Source organism: Streptomyces sp. NPDC049970 (assembly GCF_040660235.1).
Lineage (GTDB): Bacteria > Actinomycetota > Actinomycetes > Streptomycetales > Streptomycetaceae > Streptomyces.
On sequence record NZ_JBFALP010000004.1, the window covers coordinates 133,696 to 153,661 of the forward strand.

Here is a 19,966-nt window from a genome sequence, read left to right on the forward strand (position 1 = left end):
CGAGACCGTGACAGGGCCATGACGGGATCATGGGCAAGAGCCGGGAATGCTGTGCCTCACGGTGTCGCGCGGTCGCGCGAGACCCGGAGAGGCCGAACTACCGCAAGGGGGGCTGCGTCGATGATGCGGCGACGAATCAGGTTCGCGACCGTACTGGTCGTGGTGGTGCTCGCACTCACGGGCTTCTCCACGTCCAGCCACGGAGGGAAGAGCGGGAAGAGCCGCAGCAGCGGATCCGGAGGTGGAGGCTGCTCCAACTCCAAGAAGAGCAACAGCGGTTACCGCCACAACGACTATGACGACGACGACTACGACAGCTCGTCGGGCTCGTCCGGCGGCTCCACCTACTCGACGCCGACACCCGGCTCCACCGCGTCCGGGGCCCCGCAGGTCCGCGTCGTCCGCTGCGCGCAGGCCAAGAAGGGCAAGCGCCGGGCGGTGACCTCGTCCACGGTCGAGATCACCTCGACCACGACCGGCACGCGGACGTACGACGTGGACGTGACGTTCCTGGACGCCAAGGGGCTGACGGTCGACACGGGTGAGGCCAGTGTGGACCTCGACTCCGGCGGGGCCAAGACACTCACGGTCCGGATGGACAGCCCCCGCCTGGTCTCCCGGGTGAAGCGCTGCACGGTCACGGCGGAGCCCGCCTACTGATGACGTCGGCGGCACACGGAGCGGGGCCCGAGCCGACGGCTCGGGCCCCGCTCCGCGCACACGCCGCGGCCGCGACGGCTCCCCCTCCGCGCCGCCGCGGCCGTTCCCCGTGAGATGGAGGTCTAGTTGGCCGGCTCCGAGGTCGCGTGCATGTCGTCGGTGGTGGCCTGACCACCCGTCGCGTGCATGTCCTTCGTCGTGACCTTGCCTGCGTCGCCGCCCGTGGCGTGCATGTCCTGCGGCTTGATCTCAGGGTTCTTCTTCGCTGCGTCCGCCATGGTGATCCGCTCCCGTTGGTGTCGATCGGCCGATGCCCGCCCGGCTGTTCCCCCGTGGACTGCCGGGCGGGCGTATCAGGGCCGTTCACGATAGTGCTCACGGCCACGACATCAGCCCGCCTGCCCCCCGATGCGACGGGTTGACGTGCACGAGACTGCCGTATCGCGATAAACGAATGATGAACGGCTCCGTCCGGGTGGGGCGGGAGAGTCCTCGGGCCGCCGTGGGACAGCCCTCAGGCCGCCACGGAGTCGCCGGACGGGAGCAGGGCCCGCACGCCGTCGGCCTCCTGCGAACCCAGCTCGTCGTAGATGCTCAGAGCCTCGCGCCAGCAGGCCTCCGCCCGCCCGATCTGCCCGATGTCGGCCAGGGCGCGGCCGAGCACCGTGAGGACGTTGCCCCGCCGCCACGCACCACCGATGCCCCGCAGGGCGGTCAAGGCCTGCTCCGCCTTGGTCGCCGCGTCCGCCGCCGCTCCGGCCGCGATGTCGACCTCCGCCAGCCGGAAGAGCGTCATGCCCTCCCACAGCCGCTGACGGCTGTCACGGAAGACGTCGAGCGCTTCCAGGAGGCGGTCCGTCGCCTCGGCGAACTGGCCGCTCCGGGTGTGGGCCATCCCCAGCGCGTAGCGCCCGTTCGCGCTCCGCAGGGCGTGCCCCATGCCGTCGTAGATCGCCGTCCCCTCCTGGGCGAGGGACACCGCGCTGGTGATCCGGCCCGTCGCCAGGTGTATGCGGGACAGGTTGCACAGCGCGCTCGCCTCGCCGGGGCGGTCGTCGACGCGCCGGAAGCTCTCGATGGCCTGGGTGAGGTACTTCTCCCCGTCCTCGTGCCGGCTCTGGTAGAGCGCCATGATTCCGCGCGCGTTCGCGGCCCAGCAGCCCGGCAGCGGGTCCGTGTCCGCCTCGACGAGCCGCATCACCTGCTGCGCCTCCTCCTCGGCCTGGTCGAACCGGCCCGAGGTGTGGTGCACGTCGGCCAGGGTCATCAGCGCCCGGACCTCGGTCCGTCGGTCGCCGCCGGCGCGGGCCGCGTTCAGCACCGAGATGGCGACCGTCTCGTACTGCTTGGAGTCGGCGCCGGACTCCCCGAGGTCGAGCGACGCCCACAGCAGGTCCACGGCCCTGCGCAACGTGCCCGGGGCGTACGACTGCTGTACGCAGGACAGGAGCGGGCCCGCCTCGGCGTACAGCCAGTCCAGCGCCCTGTGCCGGTCGTCGAACGACAGGCCGGGGTGCTCCGTCGGCTGCAGGTGGTCGACCAGCCGGTCTCCCGGCCGCTCCAGCGCGTAGACGCCCGCCGCCGTCGCCAGGTAGAAGTCCAGCAGCCGGGAGAGCGCCAGCTCCCTTTCCACCGGCGGCTGTTCGTCGCGTTCCGCGCACGCACGCGCGTAGAGGCGCACCAGGTCGTGGTACCGGTAGCGGCCCGGGGCCGCCGACTCCAGGAGGCTGGTGTCGACCAGGGACTCCAGGACGTCCTCCGCCGTGTGGATCTCCAGGTTGAGGAGCGCGGCCGCCGCCGCGAGGGAGATGTCCGGGCCGTCGGCCAGGCCCAGCAGGCGGAAGGCCCGGGCCTGGGCAGGCTCCAGCTGGCCGTACCCCAGCTCGAAGGTGGCCTTCACCGCGAGGTCGCCCGCCTGGAGTTCGTCCAGCCGGCGGCGCTCGTCGGCGAGCTTCGCGGCCAGGACCGCGACCGTCCAGGTGCGGCGCGAGGCGAGCCGGGAGGCGGCGATGCGGATGGCCAGCGGCAGGAAGCCGCAGGCGGCCACCACGTCCAGGGCGGCCTTGCGCTCCGAGCGGACGCGTTCGTCGCCGACGATGCGGGTGAAGAGCTGCAACGCCTCCTCGGGTGACATCACGTCCAGGTCCACCAGGTGTGCGCCCGCCAGGTCGACCATGCGGACGCGGCTGGTGACCAGCGCGGCGCAGCCCTCGGTGCCGGGCAGCAGGGGCCGGATCTGGGCCGCGTCATGGGCGTTGTCGAGCAGCACCAGGATGCGGCGGCCGTCGAGGGTGGAGCGGTAGAGGGCGGCCCGCTCGTCCAGGGAGTCCGGGATCGCCGAGTCGGACGTGCCCAGGGCGCGCAGGAACGAACCGAGCACCGTCTCGGGCTCGGCGGCCCTCGCCCCCGCGCCCTGGAGGTCGACGTACAGCTGGCCGTCCGGGAAGTGGCGGCGTGCCTGGTGCGCGACGTGCACCGCGAGGGTCGTCTTGCCCACGCCGCCGATACCGGCCAGCGCGGAGACCGCCATGACGGAACCCTCGCTGGACGCGAGCCGGTCGCCCAGTTCGCGTACGAACGAGGAGCGGCCGGTGAAGTCCGGGACGGTGGCCGGGAGCTGGGCCGGACGGACCGGGGCGGGGGCCGGGGGCGTCGGGTCGACCGGGCGGGCCAGTTCCTCGTCGGCCCGCAGGATGCGCCGTTGCAGGGCGGCGAGTTCGGGACGCGGGTCGACTCCCAGTTCCTCGGCGAGCAGCCTGCGGGTGTCGGCGTACACGGCGAGGGCCTCGGCCTGCCTGCCACTGCGGTAGAGGGCGACCATGAGCAGCTCCCGCAGCCGTTCGCGCAGGGGGTGCGCGGCGGTGAGCGCGGTCAGTTCGGACACGGCCTCCGCGTGGGAGCCGACCTCCAGGTCCAGGTCCAGCCGGGTTTCGACGAGCTGGAGGCGCCATTCCTCCAGGCCCGCCCGCCGGTTGTCCGCGTACGGGCCGGGGAGGGAGGCGAGCGCCTCGCCGTCCCAGAGGCCCAGCAGCTTGTTGATGAGGGTGCGGGCCTGGAACCGGTCCCCGCCGCCGCGGGCCTTCTCCGCCTCGGCGGCCAGGTCCTGGGCGTGGGTCAGGTCGAGCGCCTCGCGGGGGATCCGCACCGCGTAGCCGCCTGCCTCGCTGACCAGGGTGTCCTGGCCCAGGGTCTTCCGGAGCCGGGACGCGTACGTCCGTACCGTCGCCAGCGCGCGGGCCGGGGGGTCGTCACCCCAGAGGGCGTCGATGAGTTCGGCCGCCGTGGCGGTGCGGCCGTCACGCAGCAGGAGGGCTGCCAGCAGGGCCCTCTGCTGCGGGGAGCCGGACGGCAGGGGCTCGCCGCCCAGCCAGGCGCGTACGGGGCCCAGCACGGTGAAGCGCAGTTCGGTGCCGGCCGCCCGTTCCCGCGCGGCCCGCTGCTCCGGACCACGCACTCCGGGCGCGTTGTCGCGGTCCATGATGCCCCCTGTCCTGCTTGCCCCGCCGGTCCTGCCGATCCCGCCCTGCTCCGTACCGCTGGTATCGCGCTCAACAGTCTGCCTTGTCGCGGGCGGGATCGGCAGCATCGGGTGATGCTCCGCACAGGCCCTCGACAACCATCAGGCGGCGGCGCCCTGTTCGGGACCCGCGGCAGCCGCCCGGTGCGCGGGCGGGCGTTCGCGCACCGCGGCCCGGAAGGCAAAGGGCAGGAGCCCCGCTCCTCCGCCGGGGCGGGGGAGCGGGGCTCCTTGGGTACTGCTCACTCGGCCGCGATCGGCCGACCCGGGCAACTAGGCCGGGGTGACGTTCTCAGCCTGCGGACCCTTGGGTCCCTGAGTGACGTCGAAGTTCACGACCTGGTTCTCCTCGAGGGAGCGGAACCCGGACGCGTTGATCGCGGAGTAGTGGACGAAGACATCCGGGCCGCCGCCGTCCTGGGCGATGAAGCCGAAGCCCTTTTCAGCGTTGAACCACTTGACGGTTCCGGTAGCCATAAGCCCTCCTTGGGCCAAAGGGTTGCCCTGCTCCAGAACCTGCATACAAGTCTGAAAACTACAAAAGCCTGCGGGTCACATGCTCCGCAGGCTCTGTACTGCAAGGGAAACCAAACTGCAACTTGCGGGCGAGCCTAGCACGCGGTCCGCGGGGAGCGGTAGAGGGAAAGATCACCCGACTCCGATGTTTTCCGTACCGCCCGACCGTTGGCCCGACAGGCCTTCCGAGGACGGTCGGGACGCCCCGATGCCACCCGCCGACGGGCACGGGTCTAGCCTCGGGATGTGGACAATTCAACCGTCTCTCCCGTAGAAGGCGACGACCGTCGCAGCAGGCCGCGCGTCGGCCACATCCAGTTCCTGAACTGCCTCCCCCTGTACTGGGGACTGGCACGGACCGGGACCCTGCTCGATCTGGAGCTGTCCAAGGACACCCCGGAAAGACTCAGCGAGCAGCTGGTCCGCGGGGACCTCGACATCGGTCCCGTCACCCTGGTCGAGTACCTGCGCAACGCCGACGACCTCGTCGCCCTCCCCGACATCGCGGTCGGCTGCGACGGGCCCGTCATGTCGTGCGTGATCGTCTCGCAGCTCCCGCTGGACCGGCTCGACGGTGCCCGGGTGGCCCTCGGCTCGACCTCGCGCACCTCCGTACGCCTGGCCCAGCTGCTGCTCTCCGAGCGCTACGGCGTCACCCCGGACTACTACACCTGCCCGCCGGACCTCGGCCTGATGATGCAGGAGGCGGACGCCGCCGTCCTGATCGGCGACGCCGCGCTGCGCGCCAACCTCCACGACGCGCCCCGGCTCGGACTGCAGGTCCACGACCTGGGCGAGATGTGGAAGGAGTGGACGGGGCTGCCGTTCGTCTTCGCGGTCTGGGCCGCGCGCAAGGACTACCTGGCCGCCCACCCCGACTACGTGGCGAAGGTGCACGAGGCGTTCCTGGCCTCGCGCGACCTCTCCCTGGAAGAAGTCACGAAGGTGGCCGAGCAGGCCGCGCGCTGGGAGTCCTTCGACGCCGAGGTGCTGGAGCGCTACTTCACCACGCTGGACTTCCGGTTCGGTCCGGACCAGCTGGCGGGCGTGCGCGAGTTCGCGCGGCGTACCGGCCCGACGACCGGCTTCCCTGCGGACGTCAAGGTCGAGCTGCTCGGCGGCTGACGCGGGGAGGACGTGACGGGAGTACGGGAATGGCGCGGGCAAGAAGGTGAATCCCGTACCATTCCCGGGTCCTTGTCCTGGCCTTCCCCGAGCCTTACCCGGAGAGGTCCCGCTTTCGGCCCGGCATTCCCTTCCCGGGAAAGGGCGGGAATGCCCGGGGCCTCGCGGTGAAGCCGCTCCCGAAGCTCTGCGCCCGCACGCGCGGTGAAATAGGGGAAGGCGTCCGGAACGCCTTCCCCTATCCCTTCCGGAACCCCGATCGGCGCGCACGAACGGCGTATTCGCGCCTTTCGGTGTGGCGAAATCCCTGCTTCGTGCCCATAGGGGCGAAATCGGCAGAAGGGGTGTCGGTGACCCTGCGACCCGGGCCGCCTAGGCTGCCGTCCGAGTCCTGGGTTCCACGGGGGGAGACCGTATGCAGCCGCTGGAAGCCGGCGAACCGCACACCATCGGTGCCTACCGGCTGCTCGGCAGGCTCGGAGCCGGCGGTATGGGCCGGGTCTACCTGGGCCGCAGCGCGGGCGGACGCACCGTCGCGGTCAAGGTCGTCCACCCCCACTTCGCCCTCGACGAGCAGTTCCGCGCCAGATTCCGGCGCGAGGTGGACGCCGCCCGCCGCCTCGGCGCCCGGTGGACGGCCCCCGTCCTGGACGCCGACCCGGACGCCCCCGTCCCCTGGGTGGCGACCGGCTACGTCGCCGGGCCGCCGCTCTCCGACGCCGTGCCCCGTTACGGCCCGCTCCCCGAGTACGCGGTGCGGACCCTGGGCGCCGGGCTCGGCGAGGCGCTCGACGCCGTGCACGGACACGGCCTCATCCACCGCGACGTGAAGCCCTCCAACGTCCTGCTCGCCCTCGACGGGCCCAGGCTGATCGACTTCGGGATCGCCCGCGCCCTCGGCGCCACCGTCTCCCTCACCTCCACCGGCGTCTCCGTCGGCTCACCCGGCTACATGGCCCCGGAGCAGATCCGGGGCCTGGACATCTCAGGGGCGGCGGACGTCTTCTCGCTCGGCGCGGTCCTCGCGTACGCGGCGACCGGCAACGCCCCCTTCCTCGGGGACTCCTCGGCCGTACTCCTCTACAAGGTGGTGCACGAGGAACCCGAACTCGGCGACCTGGAGGGCGAACTGAGGGATGTGGTGGCCGGGTGCCTCGCCAAGGACCCCGCCGACCGGCCCGCCCCCGCCGACCTCGCCCGCAGGCTCGCCCCCGGCGGGGCCGCCGTGCTGGTGGCGCCGGGCTGGCTGCCGGACCCCCTGGTGCGTGAGGTCAGCCGGTCGGCGGTGGCCCTGCTGGACCTGGAGCCGCAGGAGGAGCCGGTGCGGTCGGGGCCCGTACCGTTCAGCAACGCGTCGCTGGGGAGCGCCGCGCTCGGGGTGTTCGGCCCGCCTCTGTTGCCCCCTCCGCCCGGACCCCCGGCCGCCGCCGACCCGGGACCGGGCCCCCGGGTCGCCGTCACCGTGGACACCGGCCCGCAGTCCGGAGTGCGCCGAGGACGCCGCGTCAGCTGCACCGTGGCGCTGGCCGTCGCGGGCGCCCTCGCCGTGGTGACCGTGGGCGCCGCGACGCTCGGCGACCTGTTCACCGGCAGCGGCGGCGACCCGGGGCACAGCAACGACGGGGCCGCTGAGCCCCCGTCGGCCACCCGGTCGACGGGGCCGCCGGACGCCGCGCAGCCCCCGTCGGCCACCCCGTCCGCACCAACCCGGGCGGACGCGCTGCCCAAGGCGTTCGCCGGCACCTGGAAGGGGCCGACGACCGAGCGCAACGGGTCACCGCACGGCACGCTCACCGCCGTGTTCACCGAGGGGAAGAAGGGCCAGGACGTGGTCCGGCTGTCCTACGAGCTCGACGTGCTCGGGACGAGCGTCGTCTGCAAGGGCATCGGCAGCCTCGTCTCCGGCACGGCCACCGAGCTCAGGATCCGGGAGCGCCCCGACCCGGACTCCGCCACCGGCTCCCTGTGCACCGGCGGCGAGGCCGACCTCGACTTCACCCTCGCCTCGGCCGACTCCCTGGCCTACGTGTCCCACGAGAAGGCGGCGGGCACGCCGAAGGGCACGCTCACCAGGTCCGGCGGCTGACTCCGGCAGCGGCTGGCGTACGCTGGATCGGTCCGTGGATCCGCAGAAGAACCGCCGAAAGGTGACAGCCCGGTGACCGAGAAGGCCGACCTTCAGCCCATCCTCGACCGCGCCGCCGAGGGCGGGCGGATCACTCCGCAGGAGGCGCTCGACCTGTACAGGTCGGCGCCGCTGCACGCGCTGGGGAGCGCGGCCGACGCCGTCCGCCGCCGTCGTTACGCCGGTACGGAGCACATCGCGACGTACATCATCGAGCGCAACATCAACTACACCAACGTGTGCGTCACGGCCTGCAAGTTCTGCGCCTTCTACGCGGCTCCCAAGGACACCGCCAAGGGTTGGACGCGCGATCTCGACGACATCCTGCGCCGCTGCGCGGAGACCGTCGAGCTGGGCGGCACGCAGATCATGTTCCAGGGCGGCCACCACCCGGACTACGGCGTCGAGTACTACGAGGAGCACTTCTCCGCGATCAAGAAGGCGTTCCCGGAACTGGTGATTCACTCCCTGGGTGCCTCGGAGATCGAGCACATGGCCCGGATCTCCGGCGTCTCCGCCGAGGAGGCCGTCAAGCGGATCCACGCCGCCGGTCTCGACTCGTTCGCCGGTGCCGGCGCCGAACTGCTGCCCGCCCGGCCGCGTACGGCGATCGCCCCGCTCAAGGAGTCCGGTGAGCGCTGGCTGGAGATCATGGAGATCGCGCACGGCCTCGGTGTCGAGTCCACCTCCACGATGCTGATGGGCACCGGCGAGACGAACGCCGAGCGCATCGAGCACCTGCGGATGATCCGCGACGTCCAGGACCGTACGGGCGGCTTCCGCGCCTTCATCCCGTACACCTACCAGCCGGAGAACAACAAGCTGAAGGGGCAGACGCAGGCCACGCTCTTCGAGTACCTGCGCATGATCGCCATCGCCCGGCTCTTCCTGGACAACGTCGCCCACATCCAGGGCTCCTGGCTGACCACCGGCAAGGAGGTCGGCCAGCTGTCCCTGCACTACGGCGCGGACGACCTCGGCTCGATCATGCTGGAGGAGAACGTCGTCTCCTCGGCCGGCGCCAAGCACCGCTCCAACCGGCTGGAGATCATCGACCTCATCCGCAAGGCGGGCCGCGTCCCCGCCCAGCGCGCCACGACGTACGAGCACCTCGTCGTCCACGACGACCCGGCGGACGACCCGGTCGACGAGCGCGTCGTCTCGCACATCTCCTCCACCGCGATCGCGGGCGGCACGGCGCACCCGGAGCTGAAGCTCCTCGACGCCAACTGATACGACCGTGCTCACCGTTCACGCCGCGCCACTGGTCCTTCCGGTCGGCGCGGCCGGTGTGTCCGGCGGAGCGGTCGCCGTGGACGGCGACACGGTCGTGGCCCTCGGGCCGTACGACGAGGTCCTGGCCGCCCACCCGGCGGCCAGGGTCCGTCGGTGGCCGGGCGTCCTCACCCCGGGCCTCGTCCAGCGCGACGGCCTCCCGCTGCTGACCCGCTGCTACCACCCCGACCCGCGCGAGGCGGACGAGCTGGGGGAGCAGCCGCTGACCGGGGCGGAGCTCGCCCGGTCGGCGGTGCGGATGGACGAGCCCCGCCGGGCCGGCAGCGTGCGGCGTGGACTGCAGCGGATGCTCCGCCACGGCACCACCCATGTCGCGGGCGTCCTCGGCGAGCCGGCCGTCCGCACCGCGGCCGGCCGTGCGGGCCTGACGGTGGTCGTGGCCTCCGGGATCCCGGCCGGCGAGCCGTCCCTGGACCCGTTCGCGCGGGGCGGCGGCCTGGCGGGGTCCGTGCACGGGCCCCTCACCGTCGGCGGTCGCGCCGACCTCGCGGTGTTCGACGTCCCGGACGAGGCGGGGCTCTGTGCGGCGGGCGGTGCGGCCTGCGTGGCGACGGTGCTCGGCGGGCGCCTGGTGTACCGGCGGCGCTGAGCCACCGGGCCCGCCGTTCCGGAGGGTGCGCGAGGTTCCCCGGGGCTGTCCGGGCGGTGCGTCTCACGGTGCCGAGGGCCCGCCGAGGTAGCGCCCCTCCGCGTCGTGGGGCCAGGCGTTGGACACGCACCCCTTCAGCCCCTTGATCTGCTGCATCATCGCGGGTGCGGGGAGTCCGGGTCCCGGGCAGGTCTCGTGGCCGTGGCCCAGCCAGTGTCCGACCTCGTGGTTGATGATCAGGGCACGGTACTCCTCCGGCGAACCGTCGAACTCCGGCGAACCCAGCTGCCAGCGGCGCAGGTTGACGAGGACGTCCTTGCCGCCGCGGCAGTTGAGCTCGCCGCGGGTGTTCAGGCCGTACCGGCCGCACAGGCGGTCCGTGGTCACCGGTGTGCCTATACGGATCACCAGCCCGGCCGAGCCGTCGGCGACCTGGCGGAAGGCGTGGGTGCCCGACCTGTTCCAGCCGCGCGGGTGGGCGAGTACCTCCGCGACGTCGTCGGCCGCCTCGTCGGGGTCGACCCCGCTGCCGTCCTCGACCTCGACGCGGTAGGGGCTGCCGCCGCTCGACGTCCCGACGCCCTCGCGGGCCACCGTGAAGGTGCCCGGGCCCGACTCCGGCACCTTCGGCGGGGCGGGTTCCTGGGCGCTCGGCGAGGCAGTGGGGGACGCTTCGGCCGCCCCGTCAGGAGTGGGGCCGGCCTCCTCGCGGCCGGCGGCGGCGGCCGGGTCGCCGTCACGCCACGGCGGGTCCGCACAGAGGTAGGCCGAGCCGGCCGCGAGCGCGAGGAGGAGGACGGCCGCGTGTCTTCGGCGGGTCCGGATCCGTTGTCTCGTCCTACGCCGTGCACGTCGTCCGGGAGCTGTCCGTAACGCCTGGCGGCGGGGTGCGGCAGCGGAACGTATTCGCTGGGTGTCGTTGCTCTGCATGTTCCCGTGATTATCCGTGATCTTGGTGGCACCGTGGCGGGGCCGCCCGTCCCGTGCTCTCCTCCCCGGTCCGCGGGCGTGGCCGGGTGGCCTCGTACCCGTACCGAGTGCCACCGGGCCGGAAGGGTTGCGGCCCGGCTCCACGCCGCCGGGAGCGGCCGGAGGCGGGGCTGCTTGAATGGGAGGGTGACCCGAGCATCCCTGGACAAGCAGCCGCACGAAGTCGCCTCGATGTTCGACGGCGTGGCGGCGAACTACGACCTCACCAACGACGTGCTCTCGCTGGGACAGGCGCGGCTCTGGCGCAAGGAGGTCGCCCGGGCCGTCGACGCCCGCCCGGCCCAGAAGATCCTCGATCTGGCGGCCGGCACAGGCACCTCCTCGCAGCCGTTCGCGCGGGCCGGTGCCTACGTGGTGCCGTGCGACTTCTCGATCGGAATGCTCAGGGTCGGCAAGGAGCGCCACCCGTGGATGCCGTTCACCGCGGGTGACGGCATGAGGCTCCCGTTCAAGGACGAGACCTTCGACGCGGTCACCATCTCCTTCGGGCTGCGCAACATCCAGGACACCGTCGCCGCGCTGAGCGAGCTGCACCGGGTCACCAGGCGCGGTGGCCGGGTGGTGATCTGCGAGTTCTCCCAGCCGACCTGGGCGCCCTTCCGGACCGTCTACACCGAGTACCTGATGCGCGCGCTGCCGCCGGTCGCCCGCGCGGTGTCGTCCAACCCCGACGCCTACGTCTACCTCGCCGAGTCCATCCGCGCCTGGCCCGACCAGCCCGGCCTCGCCGCACTGCTGCAGAAGGCCGGCTGGTCGGACGTGGCATGGCGCGACCTCACCGGCGGCGTGGTGGCGCTGCACCGGGGCGTACGCGACTGAGCGAGGGCCCCGGCGGGTCGCTCAGAGCTCCAGGCGGAAGCAGTACGCCTCCTGGTCCGTCAGCGGGATGGTGTACGACTCGGCCCGCTTCATGCCGAGACGTCCGGCCACCGCCACCGAACGGGCGTTCCGCGAGTTGACCATCGCCACGACCTCCCGCAGGCCCAGAGCCCTCAGCCGCTCCAGCGTGTCCCGCGCGGCGGCCGTCGCGTAGCCGTGCCCCCACGCGGCCCGGCCCAGCCGCCAGCCGATCTCGATCTCGCCCACCGGGCCGAACGACTCGTGCGGCCACGGCTGGGCCCCCGTGAAGCCGAGCACCTGGCCGGAGTCGTCCAGCACCGTCCACAGGCAGTGGCCGAGCTCCGCGTCGTGCCGGCGCTGGCGAGCGGTCAACTCGTCGTAGACGGAGTACTCCGCCGGGCGGCCGCCGTGGAACTCCATCACCTCCGGGTCGGCGAACACCCGGTACCAGGACAGGGCGTCCTCGTCGGTGGGGACGCGCAGGTGTACGGACGGGGTCGACTCAGGCACGTGCTGCGGCATCGGGGAGCCCTTCGGGAGGTTGACCAGCAGGCACCCATAGACTGCACGCGACATGTGCCGCGCGGCACGCGAATTCGAGTCTTCGGGAGATCCGACCGTGACCGAGCCCCTCTCCGAGCACAGCGCGGACGTGATCGTCGTCGGAGCGGGCCCAGCCGGCTCCACGACCGCGTACCACCTCGCCAAGGCCGGACTCGACGTCCTCCTCCTGGAGAAGACGGCCTTCCCGCGCGAGAAGGTCTGCGGCGACGGTCTCACCCCGCGCGCCACCAAGCAGCTCGTCTCCATGGGCATCGACATCTCCGAAGAGGCGGGCTGGCTCCGCAACAAGGGCCTGCGCATCATCGGAGGCGGCGTCCGCCTCCAGCTGGACTGGCCGGACCTCGCCTCCTACCCGGACTACGGTCTGGTCCGCAAGCGCGACGACTTCGACGAGCAGCTCGCCCGCCAGGCCCAGAAGGCGGGAGCGCGGCTGTACGAGCGCGCCAACGTCGGTGAGCCGATCACCGACGGGCGCACCGGCCGCATCACCGGCGTACACGCGAAGCTCGGCGAGGAGAAGACCCCGGTCACCTTCCACGCCCCGCTCGTCGTCGCCGCCGACGGCAACTCCACCCGGCTCTCCCTCCACATGGGCCTGCACCGCCGCGAGGACCGTCCGATGGGCGTCGCGGTGCGCACGTACTTCACCTCGCCCCGCCACGACGACGACTACCTGGAGTCCTGGCTGGAGCTGTGGGACCGGCGCGGCGCCGAGGACCGGCTGCTGCCCGGCTACGGCTGGATCTTCGGCATGGGCGACGGCACGTCCAACGTCGGGCTCGGCATCCTCAACTCCTCCTCCGCCTTCAAGGAGCTCGACTGGCGCGAGGTGCTCAAGGCGTGGTGCGCCTCCATGCCCGAGGACTGGGGCTACACCCCCGAGAACATGACGACGCCGATCCGCGGCGCCGCGCTCCCGATGGCCTTCAACCGCCAGCCGCACTACACCAAGGGCCTGCTGCTCGTCGGTGACGCGGGAGGCCTGGTCAACCCGTTCAACGGTGAGGGCATCGCCTACGCCATGGAGTCGGGCCAGCTCGCCGCGGACGTCATCGTCCAGGCACACGCCCGCGCGACCCCCGCACAGCGTGAACTGGCCCTGCACCGCTACCCCAAGGTCCTCAAGGACACCTACGGCGGCTACTACACGCTGGGCCGCGCCTTCGTGAAGATGATCGGGAACCCGAAGGTCATGAAGATCGCGACGCAGCGCGGTCTGACGCACCCCGTCCTGATGAAGTTCACGCTGAAGATGCTCGCCAACCTCACCGACCCCACGGGCGGCGACGCCATGGACCGCATCATCAACGGCCTCTCGAAGGTGGCCCCGAAGGCCTGAGCACACGGGCCCGGGGCGGCCTGCTCCCCGCGCCCCGGGCTGCGGTAGGTTTCGGGCCATGCGGGCAACGGGGGCATGGAGCGCCGGCGGCTGCCGCCGGCTGGGCGCGGCGGGATCGGCCGCGGCCGCCCTCGGAGGCTGGGCCGTCGGTACGCTGCCGGCCCACGACCCGTGGGGACTGTGGGTGCCGCACGGGCCCGCCGTGACCGCGGCGGGCTACGCGGCGGCGTACGGCGGACTGACCGTGCTCGTCGTCGCCTGGTGGTTCTACGGGCGGGCGGGCGCCTCCGTGCGCCACACCCTGGTCACCCTCGGGTGGTGGACGGCGCCGCTCGTCCTGACGCCGCCGCTGTACAGCGCGGACGTCTACAGCTACATCTCGCAGGGCGTCATGGTCATGCAGGGGCACGACGTCTACAGCGTCGGGCCGTCCGTCCTGGACCCCGGCGGACCCGGCGGCGACGCCGCGGCGAGCGTCGGCGGGCACTGGACCGACACCCCGGCGCCGTACGGGCCGTTCTTCCTGATCCTCGCGCGGGGCGTCGCCGCGGCCACCGGCGGCACGATCGTCCCCGCGGTGCTGGGGATGCGCCTCGTCGCCCTGCTGGCCCTCGTGCTGATCGTCTGGGCCCTGCGGCGCCTCGCCCGGGAGCACGGCCGCAGCGAGAGCGCCGCGCTGTGGCTGGGAGCGCTGAACCCGCTGCTGCTGATCCACGTCGTCGGCGGTGTCCACAACGACGGGCTGATGACCGGCCTCATGCTGGCCGGTGTCCTGCTCGCCCTGCGCGGGAGGTGGATCACCGGCTCGGTGCTCATCGGACTCGCCGTGATGGTCAAGTCGCCCGCGGCGTTGGCGCTGCTGTTCGTCGGTGTCGTGGTGGGCCGGGCCGCGAGCGGTCCCACCGTACGGCGCGTGGCGAAGGGGCTGCTGGCACCCGGCCTGGTCGCCGGGGCGGTCGCCGTCGGCGCCACACTCGTCTGCGGTACGGGTTTCGGCTGGCTCGGGACCCAGGGTGTCGCCGGGCGCATCCACACCGCGCTGTCCGTCAGCAGCGATCTGGGCCTCGGGCTCGGCGAACTCCTGCGGATGTCGGCCGGCACCGACCCGGACGTGGTCAGGTCGGCCGTGCAGAACCTGGGTCTGCTGGTGGCCCTGGTGCTCATCGGCCGTCTCGCGTGGCACGCCGCGACGGGACGTACCGAGCCCGTGCGCGCCCTGGGGACCGCGCTGCTGGTCCTGGTGGCCCTCTCGCCGATGGTGCAGCCGTGGTACCTGCTGTGGGCCACGGCGGTGATCGCCGCGACCGCGTCCGGCGGCCGCGCGCTGGGCACGGTGACGGTGCTGTCGGCGGCGCTGGTGTACGAGACGCAGCCCTCGGGCTCGACACCGCCGTACGGCTTCGTCCTGGCCGCGCTCGCCTGCGTGGCGGCGGTGCTGCACCTGCGCCGGGAGCGGGCCGCGGCGCCGGACGGACAGGTGCCTGGCCCGCGCAGGCCGGCGGACTCGCCGGCGGAGCAGGACGTCCGGCCCGCCGCACGATGACGGGCCGTCACTCCGGCTGGGGGAGTGACGGCCCGCGGTCGCGCTCGGACGTACGGAGCTTGTGAATCAGAGAACGCGGACGGCGCCCGACGGCGGGTCGTAGTCCAGGGACTTCTGCACCACACCGGTGCTGGAGTTCTGCGCGCCGACGAACTGGCCGCCGCCGACGTAGATCCCGACGTGGTACGCGCTGCCCGCGCCGCCCCAGTACAGGATGTCGCCGGGCTGCAGGTTGTCGAGCGAGACCTGGGTGCCGGCCGTCGACTGGTCCTGCGAGACGCGCGGCAGGTCGACGCCCACCGTGCGGAAGGCGGCCTGGACGAGGCCCGAGCAGTCCCACGAGTTCGGGCCCGTGCCGCCGGAGACGTACGCGTCGCCGACCTGGGACTGCGCGAACGAGATGACGGACGCGGCGGAACCGGTGGCGCTGGAACTGGAGCTGGACGAAGAGGCGGAGGCGGGGGAGGCGGACGAGCCGGTGGAGGCGCTGAGCGTGGTGCGCTCGGCGCTGCGGGAGGCGCGCTCGGCGGCCTCCGCCTTGGCTTCGGCGGCAGCCTCGGCCTTCTTCTTGGCCTCGGCCTTGCGGACCGCCTCGGCCTTGGCCTTCTTGGCGGTCTTCGCGGCGTCGGCCGCCGCGGCGTCCTCGTCGGCCTGCGCCTGGAGGTCGAGAGCGACCGCCTGGGTCGCCTGCGCGGACGCGGCGACGGAGGTGGAGAGCCCGGCGGTGATGGTGGGCATCTCGATGGTCTGGGTGACCGGCTCGGCCTGGGCCGGGGCGGCGGCGCCTGCGACCGCGATGGTGCTGAGGACGCCACCGGCAACTCCGGCCCTCAGCGCCGTCTTCGAGGCACTCTGGCGGGGTTTCCGGTGGCTGGGTATGTGAGCGGTGTGGGACATGGGTACTAGCGCTATCAGGGCTGTAGGGGTCCCATCAAGAAACGTGTGTTGCGACACAGTTACGTTCGGAATCTGTGAATCCGCTTATCCGGGGCCCTTATTGACGCCCTAACGGGCAAAACGGGCACACCTGATCACGGCCGTGATCACGGCGTTCTTTCAATACGTCCGAATTGCCCGTCACTTACCATCCGTTCACACCGATGGCCAAGCCCACCTTTCTTGGGGCTCGCGTGGAGTGGCGCAGGTCACAGCGTGGCTGTCCGGTGAGAGGCAACCCCGCGTGCCCGTGGCGCGTGCGGGGGCGTCCGGGCCGCCGTTCGGTGATCGGCTGACCTATTGGTGAGTCATGTCCGGTTATGCGTCTACTCGTCGGGGTGCCCGGCGGAACGCCGGTCGGGGAGTTGGCCGCGGTGTCGGAGGGGGTGGCGGGAGCGTCCGCCGCGATGCCCTCCGGGGCCCTCCCGCGGGTGCGGCCCGGAGTGGCGTCGAGGTGCCCCCGCCGCTCGCAGGGGTGTGCGCCCGCCGCCCGCCCGGAAGATCGTGAATGAATGCGCAATGTCCACATCGGTACGGCCTGCCCCCCGTCCGAGTGGCCCGAGCCCGAGGGGGGATTCGCATATCACCCGCGGCTGTCCATTGCCAATTTGCTTGTACAGGGCGTCGATTGATAGAGCCGTGCGCCCTTGACCAGCGGTAACGCCGCGAGATGTCACGTCTCGTAACCGGTCGGCCGCTTCGTGTACGAAGATCACCGCTCATCCGACTTCATGATCGTTCGTCAGGTGGTGGAGATCACAAAGACGTTGGTGCACCCCGTGTCGCAGATCACAGGACGGCAGGCATAGGATGCGGGGCAGTCGGGCTTGTGAACTGCCTCACATGTGCACGATCTTGATGAGGTGGCGAGCCGGTCGCCCGATGCGGTCCAACGGTCAAGGACGACTGGAAGGAGCGAGGAGCGTGAATGCCTACGCGCCCATCCTCGTGCTCGGCGCCCTCGGGGCAGGGTTTGCGATCTTCTCCGTGGTCATGGCCACGCTTATCGGCCCCAAGCGGTACAACCGGGCAAAGCTCGAAGCGTACGAGTGCGGCATCGAACCAACCCCCACTCCGGCCGGAGGCGGCCGCTTCCCGATCAAGTACTACCTGACGGCGATGCTCTTCATCGTCTTCGACATCGAGATCGTCTTCCTCTATCCCTGGGCGGTCACCTTCGACGCCCTGGGGATCTTCGGGCTCGTGGAGATGCTGCTCTTCGTGCTCACCGTCTTCGTCGCCTACGCGTATGTGTGGCGCCGGGGCGGCCTGGAATGGGACTGAGGGGCTGAGGGGCACACCATGGGACTCGAAGAGAAGCTGCCTAGCGGCTTTGTGCTGACCACTGTCGAGCAGGCCGCCGGCTGGGTACGGAAGTCCTCCGTCTTCCCCGCCACCTTCGGCCTCGCCTGCTGCGCCATCGAGATGATGACGACCGGCGCCGGGCGGTACGACCTGGCCCGTTTCGGGATGGAGGTCTTCCGCGGATCACCGCGGCAGGCGGATCTGATGATCGTCGCCGGGCGCGTGAGCCAGAAGATGGCGCCGGTGCTGCGGCAGGTCTACGACCAGATGCCGAACCCCAAGTGGGTCATCTCCATGGGGGTTTGCGCATCGTCGGGTGGAATGTTCAATAACTACGCAATTGTTCAGGGTGTTGATCATATTGTTCCGGTCGACATCTACCTGCCGGGATGCCCGCCGCGTCCCGAGATGCTGATCGACGCCATCCTCAAGCTCCACCAGAAGATCCAGGGCTCCAAGCTCGGGGTCAACGCGGAGGAGGCCGCCCGTGAGGCGGAGGAGGCGGCCCTCAAGGCACTGCCCCTGATCGAGATGAAGGGGCTGCTGCGGTGAGCGACGAACAGAACGGCAACGGGGTGCCCGCCCCGCGTGACGACACCGGTGAGGCCATCGGCGTACGCAAGGGGATGTTCGGCGCCGACAACGGCGGCGACACCTCCGGCTACGGCGGACTCGTCCGCACCGTGACCCTGCCGGGAGCCACGTCCCGGCCGTACGGCGGCTGGTTCGACGAAGTGGCGGACGAGCTGGAAGGGGCCCTGGAGGAACAGGACCTGCTTCCCGCCGACGTCATCGAGAAGACGGTCGTCGACCGGAACGAGCTCACCTTCCACATCGCCCGCGAGCACCTGCCCCAGGTCGCCCGCACCCTCCGCGACGACCCGGCCCTGCGCTTCGAGCTCTGTACGGGCGTCAGCGGTGTGCACTACCTCGGGGACGAGGGGCGTGAGCTGCACGCGGTCTACCACCTGCGGTCGCTGACCCACGGGCGGCTGATCCGCCTGGAGGTGTCCGCTCCCGACAGCGATCCGCACGTCCCGTCCCTCGTCGAGGTCTACCCGACCAACGACTGGCACGAGCGCGAGACCTACGACTTCTTCGGGCTGGTCTTCGACGGGCACCCCGCCCTGACCCGGATCATGATGCCGGACGACTGGCAGGGCTTCCCACAGCGCAAGGACTACCCGCTCGGCGGCATCGCCGTCGAGTACAAGGGCGCCCAGATCCCGGCTCCGGACCAGCGGAGGTCGTACAGCTGATGACCACTCCCCACTCCCACCCGTCGCCCTCCGACGCCCGAGCCACGACCGAGGGGACCGTGTACACGGTCACCGGCGGCGACTGGGACGAGGTCGTCGAGTCCGCGGCCAAGTCGGACGACGAACGCATCATCGTGAACATGGGTCCCCAGCACCCGTCCACCCACGGTGTGCTGCGGCTGATCCTGGAGATCGACGGCGAGACCGTCACCGAGGCCCGCTGCGGCATCGGCTACCTCCACACCGGCATCGAGAAGAACCTCGAATTCCGGAACTGGACGCAGGGCACCACCTTCGTGACCCGCATGGACTACCTGACCCCGTTCTTCAACGAGGCGGCGTACTGCCTCGGGGTCGAGAAGCTCCTCGGCATCGAGGACCAGATCCCCGACCGGGCCACGGTCCTGCGAGTGCTCCTGATGGAGCTCAACCGCATCTCCTCGCACCTCGTGTGCATCGCCACCGGCGGTATGGAGCTCGGCGCCACGACGATCATGATCTACGGCTTCCGCGATCGTGAACTCGTCCTCGACCTCTTCGAGCTGATCACCGGCCTCCGCATGAACCACGCGTTCATCCGGCCCGGCGGTCTCGCCCAGGACCTCCCGATGGGCGCGATCGACCGGCTCCGCGAGTTCGTGAAGACCATGAAGAAGAACCTGCCGGAGTACGACAAGCTCGCGACCGGCAACCCCATCTTCAAGGCCCGTATGCAGGACGTCGGATACCTCGACCTCACCGGCTGCGTGGCGCTCGGCGCCACCGGCCCGGTCCTCAGGTCCGCCGGGCTCCCGCACGACCTGCGCAAGTCCGACCCGTACTGCGGCTACGAGACGTACGACTTCGACGTACCGACCGCGGACACCTGCGACTCCTACGGCCGCTTCCTCATCCGCCTCGAGGAGATGCGCCAGTCGCTCAGGATCGTCGAGCAGTGCCTGGAGCGGCTGGAGCCCGGCCCGGTCATGGTCGCCGACAAGAAGATCGCCTGGCCCGCGCAGCTCGCGCTGGGACCCGACGGACTCGGCAACTCGCTCGACCACATCAAGAAGATCATGGGCACCTCCATGGAGGCCCTGATCCACCACTTCAAGCTGGTGACCGAGGGCTTCCGGGTCCCGGCCGGGCAGGCGTACACCGCCATCGAGTCCCCCAAGGGCGAACTCGGCGTGCACGTCGTCTCGGACGGCGGCACGCGCCCCTTCCGGGTCCACTACCGCGACCCGTCATTCACCAACCTCCAGGCCATGGCGGCGATGTGCGAGGGCGGCCAGGTCGCCGACGTCATCGTCGCCGTCGCGTCCATCGACCCCGTGATGGGAGGCGTCGACCGGTGACCGCGTCCAACCGAGAAGTCAGCCT

Annotated in this window: 18 protein-coding genes; 12 read left to right on the top strand and 6 right to left on the bottom strand. The window is 71.4% G+C overall.

The window, feature by feature from the left end:
* Positions 1-120: 120 nt before the first annotated feature.
* A complete protein-coding gene (locus AB0I83_RS09290) occupies positions 121-660 on the top strand; it encodes a hypothetical protein (RefSeq protein ID WP_363304181.1) in 540 nt (179 codons plus the stop codon).
* A gap of 122 nt (positions 661-782) precedes the next feature.
* Here the strand turns inward: AB0I83_RS09290 and AB0I83_RS09295 are convergent, their stop codons facing one another.
* The 3 genes from AB0I83_RS09295 to AB0I83_RS09305 all read right to left on the bottom strand — a co-directional run bounded on the left by AB0I83_RS09295 (position 783) and on the right by AB0I83_RS09305 (position 4,654).
* Positions 783-938 carry a hypothetical protein gene (locus tag AB0I83_RS09295; RefSeq protein ID WP_356531580.1) on the bottom strand — a complete coding sequence of 52 codons (156 nt, stop codon included), beginning with the start codon at positions 936-938 and terminating at the stop codon, positions 783-785.
* A gap of 236 nt (positions 939-1,174) precedes the next feature.
* Positions 1,175-4,138, bottom strand: a complete 2,964-nt coding sequence (locus AB0I83_RS09300; protein ID WP_363304182.1) for a BTAD domain-containing putative transcriptional regulator — start codon at positions 4,136-4,138, stop codon at positions 1,175-1,177.
* A 312-nt stretch (positions 4,139-4,450) separates the two neighbouring features.
* Positions 4,451-4,654: a cold-shock protein gene (locus tag AB0I83_RS09305; RefSeq protein WP_003967102.1), complete on the bottom strand. Its 204-nt coding sequence runs from the start codon at positions 4,652-4,654 to the stop codon at positions 4,451-4,453.
* Between the two features lie 285 nt (positions 4,655-4,939).
* Here AB0I83_RS09305 and AB0I83_RS09310 point away from each other — a divergent pair, with 285 nt between their 5' ends.
* From AB0I83_RS09310 to AB0I83_RS09325, 4 genes are all read left to right on the top strand, one after another.
* Entirely contained in the window at positions 4,940-5,818 is an 879-nt protein-coding gene (locus AB0I83_RS09310) for a menaquinone biosynthesis protein (RefSeq protein WP_363304183.1), read from the top strand.
* 415 nt (positions 5,819-6,233) lie between these two features.
* Positions 6,234-7,904, top strand: coding sequence for a protein kinase (locus AB0I83_RS09315; RefSeq protein WP_363304184.1), 1,671 nt, complete (start codon positions 6,234-6,236; stop codon positions 7,902-7,904).
* A 72-nt stretch (positions 7,905-7,976) separates the two neighbouring features.
* On the top strand, positions 7,977-9,176 hold the full coding sequence (gene mqnC / locus AB0I83_RS09320; RefSeq protein ID WP_363304185.1) for a cyclic dehypoxanthinyl futalosine synthase: 1,200 nt from the start codon (positions 7,977-7,979) through the stop codon (positions 9,174-9,176).
* Positions 9,177-9,183: 7 nt separating this feature from the next.
* The gene (locus AB0I83_RS09325; RefSeq protein WP_363304186.1) at positions 9,184-9,828 is read left to right on the top strand and encodes a hypothetical protein; all 645 of its coding nucleotides are present in this window, start codon (positions 9,184-9,186) and stop codon (positions 9,826-9,828) included.
* Between the two features lie 63 nt (positions 9,829-9,891).
* Here the strand turns inward: AB0I83_RS09325 and AB0I83_RS09330 are convergent, their stop codons facing one another.
* Positions 9,892-10,758 (bottom strand): DUF3152 domain-containing protein, encoded by an 867-nt coding sequence (locus AB0I83_RS09330; protein WP_363304187.1) that lies wholly within the window; start codon positions 10,756-10,758, stop codon positions 9,892-9,894.
* A 186-nt stretch (positions 10,759-10,944) separates the two neighbouring features.
* Here AB0I83_RS09330 and AB0I83_RS09335 point away from each other — a divergent pair, with 186 nt between their 5' ends.
* Positions 10,945-11,637 carry a demethylmenaquinone methyltransferase gene (locus AB0I83_RS09335; RefSeq protein ID WP_356537402.1) on the top strand — a complete coding sequence of 231 codons (693 nt, stop codon included), beginning with the start codon at positions 10,945-10,947 and terminating at the stop codon, positions 11,635-11,637.
* Positions 11,638-11,658: 21 nt separating this feature from the next.
* On the opposite strand, the gene AB0I83_RS09340 is transcribed toward AB0I83_RS09335, so the two are convergent.
* Complete coding sequence (locus AB0I83_RS09340; protein ID WP_363304188.1) at positions 11,659-12,180, bottom strand: GNAT family N-acetyltransferase; 522 nt, start codon at positions 12,178-12,180, stop codon at positions 11,659-11,661.
* Between the two features lie 97 nt (positions 12,181-12,277).
* On the opposite strand from AB0I83_RS09340, the gene AB0I83_RS09345 reads away from it, so the two are divergent.
* Positions 12,278-13,561: a geranylgeranyl reductase family protein gene (locus AB0I83_RS09345; RefSeq protein ID WP_356537398.1), complete on the top strand. Its 1,284-nt coding sequence runs from the start codon at positions 12,278-12,280 to the stop codon at positions 13,559-13,561.
* Positions 13,562-13,619: 58 nt separating this feature from the next.
* On the top strand, positions 13,620-15,104 hold the full coding sequence (mptB, locus tag AB0I83_RS09350) for a polyprenol phosphomannose-dependent alpha 1,6 mannosyltransferase MptB (RefSeq protein WP_356840201.1): 1,485 nt from the start codon (positions 13,620-13,622) through the stop codon (positions 15,102-15,104).
* Between the two features lie 66 nt (positions 15,105-15,170).
* Here the strand turns inward: mptB and AB0I83_RS09355 are convergent, their stop codons facing one another.
* Positions 15,171-16,001, bottom strand: a complete 831-nt coding sequence (locus AB0I83_RS09355; protein WP_356537395.1) for a C40 family peptidase — start codon at positions 15,999-16,001, stop codon at positions 15,171-15,173.
* A 963-nt stretch (positions 16,002-16,964) separates the two neighbouring features.
* Between AB0I83_RS09355 and AB0I83_RS09360 the strand changes: the two genes are divergently transcribed.
* The 4 genes from AB0I83_RS09360 to AB0I83_RS09375 are packed head-to-tail and all read left to right on the top strand — an operon-like array spanning position 16,965 to position 19,941.
* Positions 16,965-17,324 carry an NADH-quinone oxidoreductase subunit A gene (locus AB0I83_RS09360; RefSeq protein WP_003992243.1) on the top strand — a complete coding sequence of 120 codons (360 nt, stop codon included), beginning with the start codon at positions 16,965-16,967 and terminating at the stop codon, positions 17,322-17,324.
* 18 nt (positions 17,325-17,342) lie between these two features.
* Complete coding sequence (locus AB0I83_RS09365; RefSeq protein WP_073718467.1) at positions 17,343-17,897, top strand: NADH-quinone oxidoreductase subunit B; 555 nt, start codon at positions 17,343-17,345, stop codon at positions 17,895-17,897.
* Positions 17,894-18,604: an NADH-quinone oxidoreductase subunit C gene (locus AB0I83_RS09370; protein ID WP_356537393.1), complete on the top strand. Its 711-nt coding sequence runs from the start codon at positions 17,894-17,896 to the stop codon at positions 18,602-18,604. Before AB0I83_RS09365 ends, AB0I83_RS09370 begins: the two co-directional genes overlap by 4 nt.
* On the top strand, positions 18,604-19,941 hold the full coding sequence (locus tag AB0I83_RS09375) for an NADH-quinone oxidoreductase subunit D (RefSeq protein ID WP_356537391.1): 1,338 nt from the start codon (positions 18,604-18,606) through the stop codon (positions 19,939-19,941). Before AB0I83_RS09370 ends, AB0I83_RS09375 begins: the two co-directional genes overlap by 1 nt.
* Positions 19,942-19,966 lie beyond the last annotated feature (25 nt).

Bases quoted from the DNA above. Each gene is read 5' to 3' on its own strand.
- AB0I83_RS09290 (WP_363304181.1), top strand. From the start codon at position 121: ATGATGCGGCGACGAATCAGGTTCGCGACCGTACTGGTCGTGGTGGTG.
- AB0I83_RS09300 (WP_363304182.1), bottom strand. From the start codon at position 4,138: ATGGACCGCGACAACGCGCCCGGAGTGCGTGGTCCGGAGCAGCGGGCC.
- AB0I83_RS09305 (WP_003967102.1), bottom strand. From the start codon at position 4,654: ATGGCTACCGGAACCGTCAAGTGGTTCAACGCTGAAAAGGGCTTCGGC.
- AB0I83_RS09295 (WP_356531580.1), bottom strand. From the start codon at position 938: ATGGCGGACGCAGCGAAGAAGAACCCTGAGATCAAGCCGCAGGACATG.
- AB0I83_RS09330 (WP_363304187.1), bottom strand. From the start codon at position 10,758: ATGCAGAGCAACGACACCCAGCGAATACGTTCCGCTGCCGCACCCCGC.
- mptB (WP_356840201.1), top strand. From the start codon at position 13,620: ATGCGGGCAACGGGGGCATGGAGCGCCGGCGGCTGCCGCCGGCTGGGC.
- AB0I83_RS09375 (WP_356537391.1), top strand. From the start codon at position 18,604: ATGACCACTCCCCACTCCCACCCGTCGCCCTCCGACGCCCGAGCCACG.
- AB0I83_RS09355 (WP_356537395.1), bottom strand. From the start codon at position 16,001: ATGTCCCACACCGCTCACATACCCAGCCACCGGAAACCCCGCCAGAGT.
- AB0I83_RS09315 (WP_363304184.1), top strand. From the start codon at position 6,234: ATGCAGCCGCTGGAAGCCGGCGAACCGCACACCATCGGTGCCTACCGG.
- AB0I83_RS09340 (WP_363304188.1), bottom strand. From the start codon at position 12,180: ATGCCGCAGCACGTGCCTGAGTCGACCCCGTCCGTACACCTGCGCGTC.
- AB0I83_RS09365 (WP_073718467.1), top strand. From the start codon at position 17,343: ATGGGACTCGAAGAGAAGCTGCCTAGCGGCTTTGTGCTGACCACTGTC.